15 protein-coding genes are annotated in these 14,447 nt (G+C 55.4%); 13 read left to right on the top strand and 2 right to left on the bottom strand.

Annotated features, from left to right (window positions below; all coding sequences use genetic code 11):
- Positions 1 to 5 precede the first annotated feature (5 nt).
- From ABLQ08_RS15920 to ABLQ08_RS15885, 8 genes are all read left to right on the top strand, one after another.
- On the top strand, positions 6 to 1,145 hold the full coding sequence (locus ABLQ08_RS15920; protein WP_352944003.1) for an ABC transporter ATP-binding protein: 1,140 nt from the start codon (positions 6 to 8) through the stop codon (positions 1,143 to 1,145).
- Between the two features lie 141 nt (positions 1,146 to 1,286).
- Positions 1,287 to 1,511 carry a twin-arginine translocase TatA/TatE family subunit gene (locus tag ABLQ08_RS15915; RefSeq protein ID WP_352944001.1) on the top strand — a complete coding sequence of 75 codons (225 nt, stop codon included), beginning with the start codon at positions 1,287 to 1,289 and terminating at the stop codon, positions 1,509 to 1,511.
- Positions 1,512 to 1,552: 41 nt separating this feature from the next.
- On the top strand, positions 1,553 to 1,996 hold the full coding sequence (gene tatB / locus ABLQ08_RS15910; protein WP_352943999.1) for a Sec-independent protein translocase protein TatB: 444 nt from the start codon (positions 1,553 to 1,555) through the stop codon (positions 1,994 to 1,996).
- Complete coding sequence (gene tatC / locus ABLQ08_RS15905) at positions 1,993 to 2,793, top strand: twin-arginine translocase subunit TatC (protein WP_352943997.1); 801 nt, start codon at positions 1,993 to 1,995, stop codon at positions 2,791 to 2,793. Before tatB ends, tatC begins: the two co-directional genes overlap by 4 nt.
- 74 nt (positions 2,794 to 2,867) lie before the next feature.
- The gene (serS, locus tag ABLQ08_RS15900; RefSeq protein ID WP_352943996.1) at positions 2,868 to 4,148 is read left to right on the top strand and encodes a serine--tRNA ligase; all 1,281 of its coding nucleotides are present in this window, start codon (positions 2,868 to 2,870) and stop codon (positions 4,146 to 4,148) included.
- Between the two features lie 153 nt (positions 4,149 to 4,301).
- The gene (gene surE, locus ABLQ08_RS15895) at positions 4,302 to 5,060 is read left to right on the top strand and encodes a 5'/3'-nucleotidase SurE (RefSeq protein WP_352943994.1); all 759 of its coding nucleotides are present in this window, start codon (positions 4,302 to 4,304) and stop codon (positions 5,058 to 5,060) included.
- A gap of 21 nt (positions 5,061 to 5,081) precedes the next feature.
- Positions 5,082 to 5,774, top strand: coding sequence for a protein-L-isoaspartate(D-aspartate) O-methyltransferase (locus ABLQ08_RS15890; RefSeq protein ID WP_352943992.1), 693 nt, complete (start codon positions 5,082 to 5,084; stop codon positions 5,772 to 5,774).
- A gap of 223 nt (positions 5,775 to 5,997) precedes the next feature.
- Positions 5,998 to 7,440: a peptidoglycan DD-metalloendopeptidase family protein gene (locus tag ABLQ08_RS15885; RefSeq protein WP_352943990.1), complete on the top strand. Its 1,443-nt coding sequence runs from the start codon at positions 5,998 to 6,000 to the stop codon at positions 7,438 to 7,440.
- A 60-nt stretch (positions 7,441 to 7,500) separates the two neighbouring features.
- Here ABLQ08_RS15885 and ABLQ08_RS15880 read toward each other — a convergent pair whose 3' ends face one another.
- Positions 7,501 to 8,370 (bottom strand): ATP-binding protein, encoded by an 870-nt coding sequence (locus ABLQ08_RS15880; protein WP_352943988.1) that lies wholly within the window; start codon positions 8,368 to 8,370, stop codon positions 7,501 to 7,503.
- A gap of 240 nt (positions 8,371 to 8,610) precedes the next feature.
- Here ABLQ08_RS15880 and yajC point away from each other — a divergent pair, with 240 nt between their 5' ends.
- The 5 genes from yajC (at position 8,611) to ABLQ08_RS15855 (ending at position 12,866) form a co-directional block, all read left to right on the top strand.
- A complete protein-coding gene (gene yajC, locus ABLQ08_RS15875; protein ID WP_352943986.1) occupies positions 8,611 to 8,943 on the top strand; it encodes a preprotein translocase subunit YajC in 333 nt (110 codons plus the stop codon).
- Between the two features lie 73 nt (positions 8,944 to 9,016).
- The gene (gene secD / locus ABLQ08_RS15870; protein ID WP_352943985.1) at positions 9,017 to 10,627 is read left to right on the top strand and encodes a protein translocase subunit SecD; all 1,611 of its coding nucleotides are present in this window, start codon (positions 9,017 to 9,019) and stop codon (positions 10,625 to 10,627) included.
- 16 nt (positions 10,628 to 10,643) lie between these two features.
- Entirely contained in the window at positions 10,644 to 11,594 is a 951-nt protein-coding gene (gene secF / locus ABLQ08_RS15865) for a protein translocase subunit SecF (RefSeq protein ID WP_352943983.1), read from the top strand.
- An 11-nt stretch (positions 11,595 to 11,605) separates the two neighbouring features.
- Positions 11,606 to 11,983, top strand: a complete 378-nt coding sequence (locus ABLQ08_RS15860; RefSeq protein ID WP_352943981.1) for an Mth938-like domain-containing protein — start codon at positions 11,606 to 11,608, stop codon at positions 11,981 to 11,983.
- Between the two features lie 28 nt (positions 11,984 to 12,011).
- Complete coding sequence (locus ABLQ08_RS15855) at positions 12,012 to 12,866, top strand: phytoene/squalene synthase family protein (RefSeq protein WP_352943979.1); 855 nt, start codon at positions 12,012 to 12,014, stop codon at positions 12,864 to 12,866.
- 54 nt (positions 12,867 to 12,920) lie between these two features.
- Here the strand turns inward: ABLQ08_RS15855 and trmFO are convergent, their stop codons facing one another.
- Positions 12,921 to 14,342 carry a methylenetetrahydrofolate--tRNA-(uracil(54)-C(5))-methyltransferase (FADH(2)-oxidizing) TrmFO gene (trmFO, locus tag ABLQ08_RS15850; RefSeq protein WP_352944421.1) on the bottom strand — a complete coding sequence of 474 codons (1,422 nt, stop codon included), beginning with the start codon at positions 14,340 to 14,342 and terminating at the stop codon, positions 12,921 to 12,923.
- Between the last annotated feature and the right edge of the window lie 105 nt (positions 14,343 to 14,447).

Genomic DNA, 14,447 nt, shown 5'->3' with positions numbered 1-14,447 from the left:
GCTTCATGTCCAAGAAAGACAAGTCGTCATTTTCCAACGGGAATGGCCAACAGTTGAGCTGGGGTGCACCGGGCACCGCCGGGGCTACGATTGCTGCTGGCCTCGTTTTTGAAAATGTGTCGCACGATTACGATGGTGTTTCGTCCGTCAAGGAAATGAACCTCGCAATCGCACCGGGCGAAATCCTTTGCCTTCTGGGACATTCTGGATGCGGCAAGACAACGTTGATGAGAATTGCGGCCGGTGTCGAGCGTCAAAATCGGGGAAAGGTGCTGATCAACGGACGCGTTGTGGCAGACGAAGAGGTCTTTCTCCCGCCGGAGAAGCGCGGCGTCGGGCTCATGTTTCAGGACTATGCTCTTTTTCCGCATATGAGCATTTTGAGCAACGTCATGTTCGGATTGACGAATCTGCCGAAGAAGGAAGCACAGACCGCGGCCATGGGGGCACTCGGCCGGGTAGGGTTGACGGATTACGCAGACGACTATCCACATGCTTTGTCAGGCGGCGAACAGCAGCGCGTCGCTCTGGCTCGTGCCCTTGTCCCGCGACCCGGCATACTTTTGATGGACGAGCCGTTTTCCGGCCTCGATAAACGTTTGCGAGACAGTGTTCGAGACGAAACTCTGGCTGTTATCCGTGAAACACGGGCAACCTGTATCATCGTGACTCATGATCCGGAAGAAGCCATGCGCATGGGTGACAAGATTGCGTTGATGCGGCGTGGCCGCCTGGTGCAGCATGGAACGGCAGCAGATCTCTACAAGTGCCCTGCGGACCTGTTTGCCGCGCGATTCTTCTCTGAACTCAACCAGTTGGAAGGGCAGGTGACCTCTGCTGGTGTAGAGACGCCTGTCGGTGTGCTGGCGGCAAGCGGTCTGACGGCAGGCGAAACCGTCGATGTCTGCGTTCGTCCGCAAGGCGTACTGGTCAATGAGGCTGGTCTTTGTGGTGTTCGCGGACGAGTTCGGGACAAGAGATTCGTCGGTGAGGTGGATCTTTTGACCATTGTCATTGAAGGAACGGACCAATCGTTGCAAGCAAGGGTCCGAGCAGGCAGTCCCTGGGAAACCGGAATGGATGTCGCGGTAACAACAGATCCCAAGGATGTGCTTGTTTTTCCACGCCACCAGTCCCAAATCTAGGGCATGAGCTGAATCAGTGCGATCCCGGCTAGTTATTCCGTATAAGAGCAGAAATTGTTCTTAAGGTGTATATTGCAGGGGCGCGGCCGTTTTTGTACAAGGGCCTAAGGGCTTTCAAGCCAATTATCAGGAGTTTGGCGTATGGGCATTAGTATCTGGCAGATCTTGATCATCGCAGTGGTGGTGGTTCTGCTGTTCGGACGTGGCAAGATTTCCGAGCTTATGGGCGATGTTGCCAAGGGAATCAAAAGCTTCAAGAAGGGCATGGCCGAAGACGACGTAGCCGACTCTCCGAAGACTATCGATCACCAGTCCAGCGAAGCAGCACCGACTGCAAAAGCTGAAGATCAGACCAAAGCGAGCTGATCTTAATCTGCATCGCGTCTCCTTAAGGGACGAGTATTCTCATGTTCGATATCGGGTGGACCGAGCTCTTGGTGATCGCCTGCGTGGCGATCATCGTTGTGGGGCCAAAAGACCTGCCGCGCATGTTGCGCACACTTGGGCAAACGATCGGAAAAATGCGAAAGCTTTCGCGCGAATTCCAGTCGACGTTCAACGATGCGCTGCGTGAAGCTGAGCAGCAGGCCGATATTGCCGATATGAAAAAGCAGGTCGAAGAGGTCGCGAACTTCAATCCGTTGGGCGACATCAAGAAGTCCATTGAAGAAGATGCGGCCAAGAAGGCAGCAAAGCCGAAGGCCGCATCGGTTGAGACGCCAAGTTCGGATTCAGAACCGGATCCAGTAGCTCCGGAGAAGCCCGCTGTTTCCCAGACCGAACCTGCAACACCGGTTGAAGCAGCTGCAAAATCGGTGGAAAAACCGGTCACGGAAGATGTGAAGGCATGAGCCAGGAAGATATCGACGCCTCAAAGGCGCCTCTTATCGAACACCTGATTGAATTGCGCCAACGATTGATGTGGTCAATCGGTGCGATCCTGGTGATGTTTGTGGTCTGCTTCTATTTTGCGACCGATATTTACAACATTCTGACCGTGCCTTATCTGCGCGCCGCAGGAGAGGGGCAGCCGGTGGAGATGATCTTCACCGCACCGCAGGAATGGTTCTTCACGCAGCTGAAACTGGCGCTCTTTGGTGCTCTGTTTCTGGCATTCCCCGTCGTTGCCAGCCAGATCTACATGTTTGTTGCTCCGGGCCTCTACAAACATGAACGCGGTGCATTTGTGCCGTTTCTGATTGCAACGCCGATACTTTTCCTGATCGGTGCGTGTCTTGTCTATTTTCTCGTGATGCCGATGGCGATGGGTTTCTTCCTTTCGCAGGAACAGGCAGCGAGTGCAGGCACGGTGGCGATTCAGCACCTTGCCAAGGTCAGTGAATATCTAGGGCTGATCATGGTCCTGATTTTTGCGTTCGGTCTGGTGTTCCAGTTGCCGGTCGTACTTACCTTGCTCGGACGTGCAGGTCTGGTCAGCTCCGATACTCTGAAATCAAAGCGCAAATATGCCATTGTCGGAGCCTTCGCAGCTGCTGCAATTTTGACACCACCAGACCCTATCTCGCAGATCGGTCTTGCGCTGCCCACTTTGCTTCTCTACGAAGTCTCCATTCTGTCTGTCAGAATGGTGGAGCGCCAACGTGCGGAACGTGAAGCCAAGCGCGAAGCAGAGGACGCAGCAGCTTAACATCAAGCTGGTTCGAGCTTTCCTTCTTGACGGACGGAACATGAGTAGAAACGACCGTCGTTCGGGAAGCGAAGATGTTTGATATTAAGTGGATTCGGGAAAACGCAGACGCCTTTGATCAGGCACTGGCAAAAAGGGGCTATGAAGCTTCCTCCGCCAAACTGATTGCGCTGGACGACTCCCGTCGCTCCCATATCACCAAGCTTCAGGAAGCCCAGGAACGGCGCAATGCCGCTTCAAAGGAAATCGGCAAAGCCAAAGGGTCGGGCGATGAGGCCCGGGCGCAGGAGCTGATTGACGAAGTGGCGCAGATCAAGACGTTCATTCAGTCCGGCGAGGAAGAAGAACGCAAACTGGTTGCCGGCCTGGAAGAGGCTATGGCCGTTATTCCGAACCTGCCGCACGGCGATGTGCCGGTCGGTGAGGATGAAAACGACAATGTGCTGCTGAAGACGCATGGTGAGAAACCGGTATTTACCTTCAACGAAGCACCGAAGGAACACTATGAGCTCGGTGAAGAGCTGGGCGACATGGATTTCGCCACAGCGGCCAAGTTGTCCGGTTCCAGGTTCGTCGTGTTGAAAGGACAGATCGCGAGACTGGAGCGTGCGCTTGGTCAGTTCATGATTGATCTGCATACGTCGGAGCACGGCTACACGGAAGTGTCTCCGCCTCTGCTTGTCACCAGCGAACCGCTCTTCGGTACCAGCCAGTTGCCCAAGTTCGAAGAGGATCAGTTCAAGACCACGACAGGTCACTATCTTATTCCGACAGCGGAAGTTCCATTGACCAATCTGGTCGCCGGCGAAATTCTGGCGGAAGATCAACTGCCGTTGCGCGTGACTGCGTTGACCTATTGCTTCCGTTCGGAAGCAGGTTCCGCCGGGCGAGACACGCGTGGGATGCTTCGACAGCACCAGTTCCAGAAATGCGAACTCGTTTCGGTAACCAAGCCGGAAGAGTCGCTCAACGAATTGGAACGCATGCTTGGCTGTGCCGAGAAGATCCTGCAGAAGCTGGGACTGCACTATCGAGTCATGACACTGTGTACCGGAGATATGGGTTTCGGTGCACGCAAGACCTATGACATTGAGGTCTGGTTGCCGGGGCAGGACACCTATCGGGAAATCTCGTCCTGTTCCGTCTGCGGTGACTTCCAGGCCCGGCGCATGAACGCGCGGTTCCGTCCGGCTGAGTCCAAGCAGCTAGGACATGTTCACACATTGAACGGTTCCGGTATCGCCGTTGGACGTGCGCTGATCGCGGTGATGGAGAACTATCAGAACGCTGATGGTTCGGTCACGGTCCCGGACGTTCTGCGTCCTTACATGGGCGGGTTGGAAAAAATCGGGTAGGGCTGGCCGCTCTTTCCGTGAGGTGCCGCCCAATAGACGGTGCCTTTGATCTTTTTGCCTGGCGGCAGAGTTCTCTGCCGTCAGGAGATTTTCGTTTTGCCGCTCTATCGAGTGACAGCCATTCCCTTGATTTCGGACAGGAGCAGTCAGTTCATGCGAATCCTGATTACCAATGATGACGGAATTCAGTCACCGGGACTGAAGAGCCTTGAGAAAATTGCGCGGACGCTATCCGATGATGTTTGGGTCATTGCTCCGGAAACCGATCAAAGCGGTGTTTCGCATTCATTGACACTGAGTGATCCGCTCCGGCTCAGGCAGATTGACGAACGCCATTACGCATTGAAGGGAACTCCGACCGATTGCGTCATCATGGGTGTTCGCAAAGTGCTTCCGGCAATGCCTGATCTTGTGCTGTCCGGCATCAACAGAGGTCAGAACCTCGCGGAGGATGTTACTTATTCGGGCACTGTTGCCGGTGCCATGGAAGGTGCGATCCTGGGAATTCGGTCGATCGCTGTTTCCCAGGCTTATAGCTGGGACAATGATGTCGGTCCCGATTATTCAATCGCGGAAGCCCATGCACCGGAACTGTTTCGCAAACTGATTGGCTATGACCTGCCGCCCTACACACTTTTGAACGTCAACTTTCCCGCTTGCCCGGCCGATGCCGTAAAGGGGGTGAAAGTGACCGTTCAAGGGCATCATGAGCAAAGCGGTTTGTCGATCGACGAGCGCAGGGACGGGAGAGGAGATCCCTATTACTGGCTTCGTTTTCAGGATCGCGGTAAATCCGTTCTTGATAATTCCGATCTTCAGGCAATTGCGGATGGATATGTTTCCATTTCGCCGTTACGGATAGACCTGACAGCCCATGATTTGGTGAGTCACCTGGCAGGGGCTCTTCAGTAGACCCGCATTTGGGAGTTTTCAATGGCCGGCCACACGCCCGGCAAACAGCAGGCAACCAGCTCAACCGCGCTTCCCGATGAAGCGGAGGCCCGGGCAGCGCTTGTTTTGGCGTTGCGCCAGCGCGGTGTGGGAGCTCGAGACGTACTTGCGGCGATCGAGCGCGTGCCCCGGCGCCTGTTTCTTTCCGCAAGGCATCACGGTCTCGCTTATGAAGACGCAGTCTTGCCGATCGAATGCGGACAAACTGTTTCCGCGCCTTCCATTGTTGCCTTCACAGTACAGGCGCTCAACCTCGAGGCTGGCCACGCTGTTCTGGAGATCGGGACCGGGTCCGGCTACCAGGCAGCGGTTCTGGCTCATGTTGCAGAGCGTGTGGAAACGCTTGATCGCTTCGCAACGTTAACGGACCTGGCGACCCGTCGCTTTGCCGCCCTCAAGCTTGAAAACGTGAAGGCCTGGCAAACAGATGGATTTGAAGGGCTCAAGCAAAAAGGGCTCTATGACAGAATCGTTGTAAACGCTGCAGTAGATGCGATTCCCGATGTCTGGGTGCAGCAGCTGAAGCCAGGTGGATACTTGATTGCACCTGTCGGAAAAGCAAATGAAGTGCAGTCGCTGATTCGATTCCAGAAAACGGAAAACGTGATGACGGCAGAAACCCTGCTGACTGTCCGCACTGTCATGCTGAGACCCGGTATTGCGCTGAAACTCTAGGCGTAGAGTACTTTCACGGGCGTTGGAACAGCCGGCAAACGGTCATCGCTCCGTTTACTATGAACTTTGGTCTCCTCTCATTTCCAATCGGTATTGTTGCCCGGAAAACCGGGACTTTCTTCAAATCACTGGCCTGTCTTTAGTCTTTATAAACCTTACTGGCTTCTAATCTTAACCATAACAGTCATTGTTAGCGGTTTGAGTTGAGGCAATGAAGAAGCGGATGCGTACCCTCCGCAGGGATCTGATGGGCAAGGTTGCAACTATTTCCATGGTTGCAGTGTTTCTTGCGGGATGTTCCAGCGCTGTTGAGCGATTTGGCGAACCTCCCTATTACACAGGCAACACCCAGAACCAGCGGGAAATACTGAACGGCGCTCCCAAGCAGCCGACATATCAGGATATTGTCAACGGGCCCGGGGGGACTGCAGCTGGATTGCCGCCGGCGTCGTCGCAACCCGTTACGACCGGATCCATTCCGCAAAAGGCTCCGGAGATAAAATCCGCACCATTACCGGCTCCGGTGCAGACCGCTTCTTCGAGGGCACCGGCACCAGTCAGTGTAACTCCGGTTTCAACGCTGCCGGCGCCGGAAGTCGCCCGCGCAAGCAATGTCTCTGCTGCCAATGCCAAAAGCTGGAAGGGCTGGACATCTGCCGGAGGAACGAGGGTACAAGTTCGACAGGGAGATGATCTCAACTCCATGGCCCGCAGATACGGCGTTCCCATTCAAGCCTTGGTCGCCGTCAACGGCATAGAGGACCCGAAGAAGGTTCGTCCTGGGCAGAGCATCGTCATTCCAACATATGTTTATTCCGACCGGAATGGTCTGGCGAGCGCAACTGAGGGTGAAACGGGGCCGGTCAAGCTTCCCAAGGCCAGCAGGGAAGACCGGATTGTTACGGCATCGGTGCCGGTGTCAAACGGTTCCTTGCCTCGTCCGGAGCGCAAACCGTACAGCCAACCCAGCTTCAAGCAGATCAGCGGAAGCGCGACTGTTGTTGAAGACGTTGAGGTCATTCGCGAAAGCACTTTACCCAAACGCAAGCCGGCAGGCGTTAGCCGTCCGATCACGACCGCTTCCATTTCCAACGGAACACCTGCGGTCAGCGCGCCGGCGCCGCGCAGGCAGAGCCCTTCCGCTCAACCTGTCGCCGCCGCACCATCTGGAAGCGTGGAAAAGTCTGCATTGCCTCAACCAGCCGTGGTCAAAGAGGGGCGCCCGACCAAGCCTATCGAAACGCCAGTTGTTGTCGCCAGTGTTCAAGAGGAAGCGGATGTCACCTCTGCACAATTCCGCTGGCCGGTACGTGGCCGGATTATCTCCGATTTCGGCGCGAAGCCGGGTGGCGGCAAGAATGAAGGTGTGAACCTTGCAGTACCCGAGGGAACACCGGTCAAGGCTGCAGACGACGGTACCGTGATTTACTCCGGAAACGAATTGAAGGGCTATGGCAATCTGGTGCTCTTGCGGCACAGCGATGGCTGGGTCTCTGCATACGCCCATAACAGCGAGTTGAAGGTGAAACGCGGCGACACGATCAGGCGCGGTGATACCGTCGGACTAGCCGGTGCTACCGGGTCGGTCAGTCAGCCGCAGGTTCATTTCGAACTGCGCAAAGGCAACAAGCCCGTTGATCCGCTAAAACATCTGCCACAGCGGTGACACGACCAATGATCAGAAAAAGGGCCCGGCATTTGCCGGGCCTTTTGCTTTACTGACTTGCTAGAGCGTGTTCCCGAGACGTCCTGCGAGATCCTGTATGAACTGAAATGCGACACGGCCAGAGCGGCTGCCCCTTGTGGTGGACCATTCAAGGGCCTGCGAGCGCAAATCATCATCGCCTATCTTCAGCTCGAAATGCACGGCGTAGCCACGCACCATATCGAGATAATCGTCCTGGCTGCATTTGTGGAAACCGAGCCAGAGCCCGAACCTGTCTGACAATGAAACCTTTTCTTCGACGGCTTCAGCCGGATTGATCGCGGTCGAGCGTTCGTTTTCGATCATGTCGCGCGGCAGCAGGTGACGGCGGTTTGAGGTTGCGTAGAAAATGACGTTCTCCGGCCGACCCTCGATACCTCCTTCCAGTACCGCTTTCAGAGACTTATAGGAGGTGTCGTCATTGTCGAAGCTGAGGTCATCGCAAAAGACAATGAAGCGATGACCGGCGGAGCCGATCTGTGACATAAGCCTGGGGAGGGACTCTATGTCCTCACGGTGAATTTCGATCAACTTGAGATCGGAGGATCCGTTTTCCAGATTGATTGCGGCATGCGCAGCTTTGACCAGCGACGATTTGCCCATTCCCCGGGCGCCCCAAAGCAGGGCGTTGTTTGCCGGAAGTCCCCTGGAAAAGCGTCTTGTATTGTCGAGAAGCAAGTCGCGCACGTGAGAGACAGCGCAAAGAAGTTCAATATCTACACGGTTTACCTTTGATACCGGGTGAAGTTCACCCGGTTCCGGTGCCCAGATAAAGGCGTCTGCCGCAGACCAGTCTGGAGCGACAGGTGATGCGGGCACCGCACGACTGATCAAGTCGATAAGAGAATCGAGTTTTGCGTTCAGTGCGGCAAGATCGTTTTGCGGACTCATTATTCTTGCAACCCTTGTCAAAAAGGCCCATTTGAGGCCCTGAAGTAAGTTGCTGGTGGAGTAACATGGACAAACCAGACGGAAAACGCCAGTTATTCCCATACCGGTACGCCGGAAGTGCTTGCAAAGCTTGAAATGACACGCGCCGCCGTTATAGTCCGCGCCACCAGAATTAGAGCGTTTTTTGTTCTCAAGGCTCCATGCCTCAAGGGCAACAAGAGCGCCCCTTAGGAGAGTTGAATGTTGATCACCCCAGCCTATGCGCAATCTGCCGGTGCGGCAGGTCCGGACTTCCTCATGTCCTTGCTGCCTTTCGTCGCCATTTTTGCGATCATGTACTTCCTGATCATCCGCCCGCAGCGTCAGCGCATGAAGAAGCATCAGGAACTGGTTTCCAACCTGCGCCGTGGTGACATCATTGTGACCACCGGCGGCCTTATCGGCAAGGTTGCCAAAGTGGTAGACGACGGTGAGCTCCAGGTGGAACTTTCTGAAGGCGTCAAGGTTCGCGTCGTTCGTTCCATGGTACAGGAAGTACGTTCCAAGACCGAGCCTGCAAAAGACAACGCGTAAGCATTTGTTGCGCCGTTTGGATGAATACGCCGGGCCGGTTCTTGATCGGCCTGGCAGCTTTTAAGGCTTTACCATGCTTCATTTCGCCCGCTGGAAAATCGCGCTGATCGTGCTTGTGGTTGCTGCCGGCATCCTCATGACTTTGCCGAATTTCTTTTCCACCAAACAGCTCGAAAGCTGGCCCGACTTTTTGCCGAAAAACCAGATGGTACTCGGCCTTGACCTTCAAGGCGGCGCGTATCTTCTCTATGAAGTCGACAAAGAGGACTACATTGAAAAACGCATGCAGGGGCTGGTCAGCGATATCCGCACCACACTGCGTGAAGATCCTCGCATCGGCTATACCGGTCTAGGCGTCCAAGGCGATTCTGCTCAGGTTCGCATTCGTGACCTGACGAGGCTGGATGAGGCTGAGGAGCGTTTGCAGCCTTTGGTCAATCCGCTGGTTTCCAATCTTTTCGGCGGTCAGCCGGTCAATGAATTCGACCTGACCGTCAATGACGATGGGCTCATTCGGTTCACCTATTCCGAAGAAGGGTTGGACAACAGGCTTACCTACATTGTTCAGCAGGCTATCGAAGTTATCCGAAACCGTCTCGATGAACTTGGCACTACGGAGCCGAATATTCAGCGGCAGGGCACCGACCGGATCCTCGTGGAAGCACCTGGTGAAGGTGATCCGGAACGTCTGAAGGACATCATCGGCGAAACGGCACAGTTGACGTTCCACATGGTCGATCAGTCCATGTCCGGCGAGCAGGCACTGCAGTCCCGGCCTCCGGTCGGAACGGTCGTGAAAATGTCGGTGGACGATCCTCCGTTCCCATATCTGCTTGAGGAAGCCCCGTTGCTTTCCGGCGAAGATCTCGTAGATGCACAGGTCAGCTTTGACCAGCGGAACAACGAACCGGTCGTCAATTTCCGGTTCAATCAGTCCGGTGCCCGCAAGTTCGCTTTGATCACCCAGCAGAACGTGAACCGTCCGTTTGCGATCGTTCTTGATGATGAAGTGATTTCCGCGCCGGTGATCCGCGAACCCATTACAGGTGGTTCAGGGCAGATTTCGGGGAACTTCACCGTTGAAGGCGCCAACGATCTTGCAATCCTTCTGCGTGCGGGTGCGCTTCCCGCAAAACTGACAGTACTTGAAGAGCGATCCATTGGACCGGGGCTTGGAGCTGACTCGATCGAGGCGGGCAAGCTTGCATCCATCATCGCCGGCACGGCCGTGATCGTGTTCATGATCCTGGCATATGGCCGATTTGGCATCATCGCCGACCTTGCCTTGCTCTCGAACATCTTCCTGATCTTCGGTGCACTCACGGTCCTGCAGGCGACCCTGACCTTGCCGGGTATTGCCGGTATTGTCCTGACCATTGGTATGGCGGTCGATGCGAACGTTCTTATCTTTGAGCGTATCCGGGAAGAATCGCGAGCTGGCCGATCGGTCATCTCTGCGATCGATGCCGGGTACAGCCGCGCGCTCGGCACCATTCTTGACGCCAACATCACCACGCTGATCGCGGCCGTCATCCTGTTCCAGCTTGGCTCCGGACCTGTTCGAGGCTTCGCCGTGACGCTGGCGATCGGTATCTTCACGACCGTTTTCTCAGCATTCACGTTCAGCCGGTTGCTGGTGGCTCTTTGGATCCGCCGCCGTCGTCCGTCCAAGTTGCCGATTTGATCCGGGAGAAAAACAAATGTTGCTGAGACTTGTTCCGGACAACACACACATCAAGTTCATGTGGCTGCGGAAGGTAAGCTTTCCGCTGTCCATTGTCCTCGTCATTGCGTCATTGGCCGGTTTCTTCACAATCGGCATGAACTACGGCATTGACTTCAAGGGCGGCACGATCATTGAAATCAAAACAGATGGTCCTGCTGATATCGGCGCAATACGTTCCGAACTGGGAGCACTCAATCTTGGAGATGTACAGGTTCAGGAATTCGGTGGCTCCGATGACATCCTGATCCGTGTCGAAGAACAGCCGGGCGGTGAACTTGCCCAGCAATCCGTGGTGTCACGAATCCGGACCATCTTTGAAGATGACAATGTCGACTTCCGCCGGGTTGAGGTTGTTGGACCGCGTGTGTCGGGCGAGCTGGCCCAAGCCGGAGCCATCGCCGTTGGTGCGTCGCTCCTCGCGATCCTGTTCTACATCTGGTTCCGCTTTGAGTGGCAATTCGCAGTTGGGGCCATCCTGACGACCGCAAACGATGTGATCATCACGATCGGTCTCTTCGTTTTGCTTCAGCTGGACTTTTCGCTTTCCAGCATCGCTGCGGTTCTTACCATCATCGGTTACTCGCTGAACGATACCGTGGTTGTTTACGACCGCATCAGGGAAAACCTGAGGAAGTACAAGAAGAAGTCGTTGACGGAGCTGCTGGACCAGTCGATCAACGAAACCCTGTCCAGAACGACCATGACGTCCGTGACGACGTTGTTGGCCCTGATCGCACTTTATGTCTTCGGTGGTGAGGTCATCCAGTCGTTCACGCTGGCCATGATCTTCGGTATTGTGATCGGTACCTATTCTTCGATCTTCCTTGCTGCGCCGTTCCTGATCCTTCTCAATCTGCGCGCCGATGCGCTGTCATCAAAGGATGATGACGAAGAGAAGGGCCCGAACGCCAAGGCGACGGTCTGAGGATCCGATTGATGGAAATCCGGGATGCGCATTTTCCGGGCCGGGCGCCGCTGGATGCTTATGGCAACGGTGGCTTCCGGTTTGCCGATATGTCGCATCGAGGGTCGCTGCTTTGCATACCGAGCGGGATTTACGGCTGGAACCTGAAAGATCCAACCGAATTCTCCAAGGAAGCATTTCAGCGGGTCCTGGATGAACAGGACGGCATAGAAGTGCTTCTCGTCGGAACCGGTTTGGATCTTCGGCCATTGCCCGGCGAGTTGAAGGAATTGTTCCGCGAAGCGAACATCCTGGCCGATCCGATGTCGACCGGCGCGGCAGTGCGCACCTACAACGTTCTGCTATCGGAAAACCGAGCGGTGGCTGCGGCACTGTTGGCCGTAGACTGAAGCACGTATTCGGTCCATACGGGCACACATGACCACTGACTTCGACCATGCCGCTGATGTTGCGCGTCAATTCGACAGAGATCGCTATCTAAGCGCGCTTCTTGCTCCGGAGCCGCATCGTGACGGATTGATGGCGCTTTACGCCTTTAGTGCCGAAATCGGCCGCATTCGGGAAATTGTTTCCGAACCGTTGCCCGGTGAAGTCAGGCTGCAGTGGTGGCGGGATTTGCTGGAAGGCACTGAGCACGGTGCGGTTGCCTCAAATCCGGTTGCGAACGCACTTCTTCAAACGATTGAGCGATACAAGCTTCCGCGGCAAGGGCTTGTCGCCATGACCGAAGCCCGTGTTTTCGACCTCTATAACGACCCGATGCCGACGTTGAACGACTTGGAGGGCTACGCTGGAGAGACGGTTTCCGGTCTCATTCAGTTGGCCTGCCTGATCCTGAACGATGGCGAAGACCCCGGCACAGCAACAGTTTCGGGACATGCGGGTGTCGCCTATGGCATGACCGGGCTGATGCGAGCCTTGCCCTGGCACGCTGCGCGTCATCAGATGTATGTGCCGAAAGATGTCCTGGATCGGCATAACGTCGATACGGCAACGGTATTCAGAGGTGAGACAACCCCTGAACTGAGAGCGGCGCTGAAGGAAATGCAGGAGCATGTGCACCATCATCTGGGGCGTGTCCGGCAGGCGGCTGACGATGTGCCTGCAAGATGTCTCCCTGCGTTTCTCCCTGTATTCCTGATCAAGTCCTTTCTGGAAAAACTTGGAGATGAAGGCTTCGATCCTTTGAAACAGGTTGCGGAGATTTCACAGTTAAGACGCCAATGGATACTCTGGCGTGCATCCGGCAAGACCTTGGACAAGATCAAATAAAAATCGCGATGCTTTCGCACCGCGGCTGTTGCGGCTGAAACTGTCGGAAAAAGGCTATTCAGCTGCAGCTTTTGGCAACTCGAATTTTGCCTGCCATTCCTTGAAATCCGATTTGGCGCGGTTGGTCATCGCAAGTTTCTTCGCCTTGGCTTTTTCCTTGCCTTTCAGGCGCTTGCCTTCCTCGTCTTTCGTGGGAGTTTCGACGGGCGGAAACAGACCAAAATTGACGTTCATGGGCTGGAAGGAACCCGGTTTGCCGGCACCTTCTTCCCGGAAAATATGCCCGCCTGTAATATGGCCGAGAAGGGCACCCATTGCAGTCGTTTCCGGCGGAGCGGAGAAGGTCTGGCCACGAGCTTCCATAACCGAAAACAGGCCGGCCATGCAGCCGACACTTGCGGACTCCACATATCCTTCGCAGCCGGTGATCTGACCTGCAAAACGAAGGCGCGGATCCGACTTCAGCCGCAGGGAACTGTCGAGAACTTTCGGAGAGTTGAGGAACGTGTTGCGATGCAGGCCGCCCAATCGCGCGAACTGGGCATTCTCAAGTCCCGGGATCATCCTGAAGATGTCCGCCTGAGCGCCATATTTCAGTTTCGTCTGGAAACCGACCATGTTGTAGAGCGTACCGAGCGCATTGTCCTGCCGAAGCTGGACGACCGCGTAAGCCTTGACATCCGGGTTGTGAGCGTTCGTCAGACCCATCGGTTTCATCGGACCGTGACGCAGCGTTTCGCGTCCACGTGCTGCCATGACCTCGATCGGCAGACAGCCATCAAAATAGGGGGTGTTGGCTTCCCATTCCTTGAAGTCGGCAGATTCGCCAGCAAGAAGTGCATCGATAAAGGCTTCATACTGCTCCCTGTCGAGCGGGCAGTTGAGATAATCCTTGCCGGTGCCACCCGGACCCACCTTGTCGTAACGCGACTGGAACCAGGCTTTGGAAAGATCAACGGAATCGAAGTGCACGATCGGAGCAATGGCATCGAAGAACGCCAATGCGTCTTCGCCGCTCTTCTCCAACACAGCCTGAGAAAGAGCAGGAGAGGTCAGGGGACCCGTCGCAACGATAACATTTTTCCAATCCTCAGGAGGGAGTCCGGAGACTTCCTCGCGCTCGATCCTGATATTAGGATGATTTTCAAGAGCTTGTGTAACCGCGTCGGAGAATCCCTCACGATCGACGGCAAGTGCGCTTCCGGCCGGCACCTGATGCGCATCTGCGGCCGACATGATCAGCGAACCGAGCTGACGCAGTTCATGGTGAATCAGGCCAACGGCATTGTGTTCGGAATCGTCGGAGCGAAAGGAATTCGAACATACGAGCTCTGCCAAACCGTCGGTCTGATGAGCATCGGTTTTGCGAACTGGACGCATCTCGTGCAGAACAACGTCCAATCCGGCTTGTGCGATCTGCCAAGCGGCCTCAGATCCGGCAAGACCGCCGCCGATAACGTGAATAGGGGGCATGATGTTTCCCTGAGGTATGGGCCGGTCGCTTGATGCATCTGATTTGCCGCGAACATCGGCCAAATTCATGTTTGCCCCGTAATACTGCCTTCACCTCACTGCTGCAAT

The sequence above is a fragment of the Roseibium sp. SCP14 genome, from assembly GCF_040329475.1.
Classification (GTDB): Bacteria; Pseudomonadota; Alphaproteobacteria; order Rhizobiales; family Stappiaceae; genus Roseibium.
The sequence above is the reverse complement of the archived record's forward strand: the minus strand, read 5'-3'. Positions and strand labels throughout refer to the sequence as shown.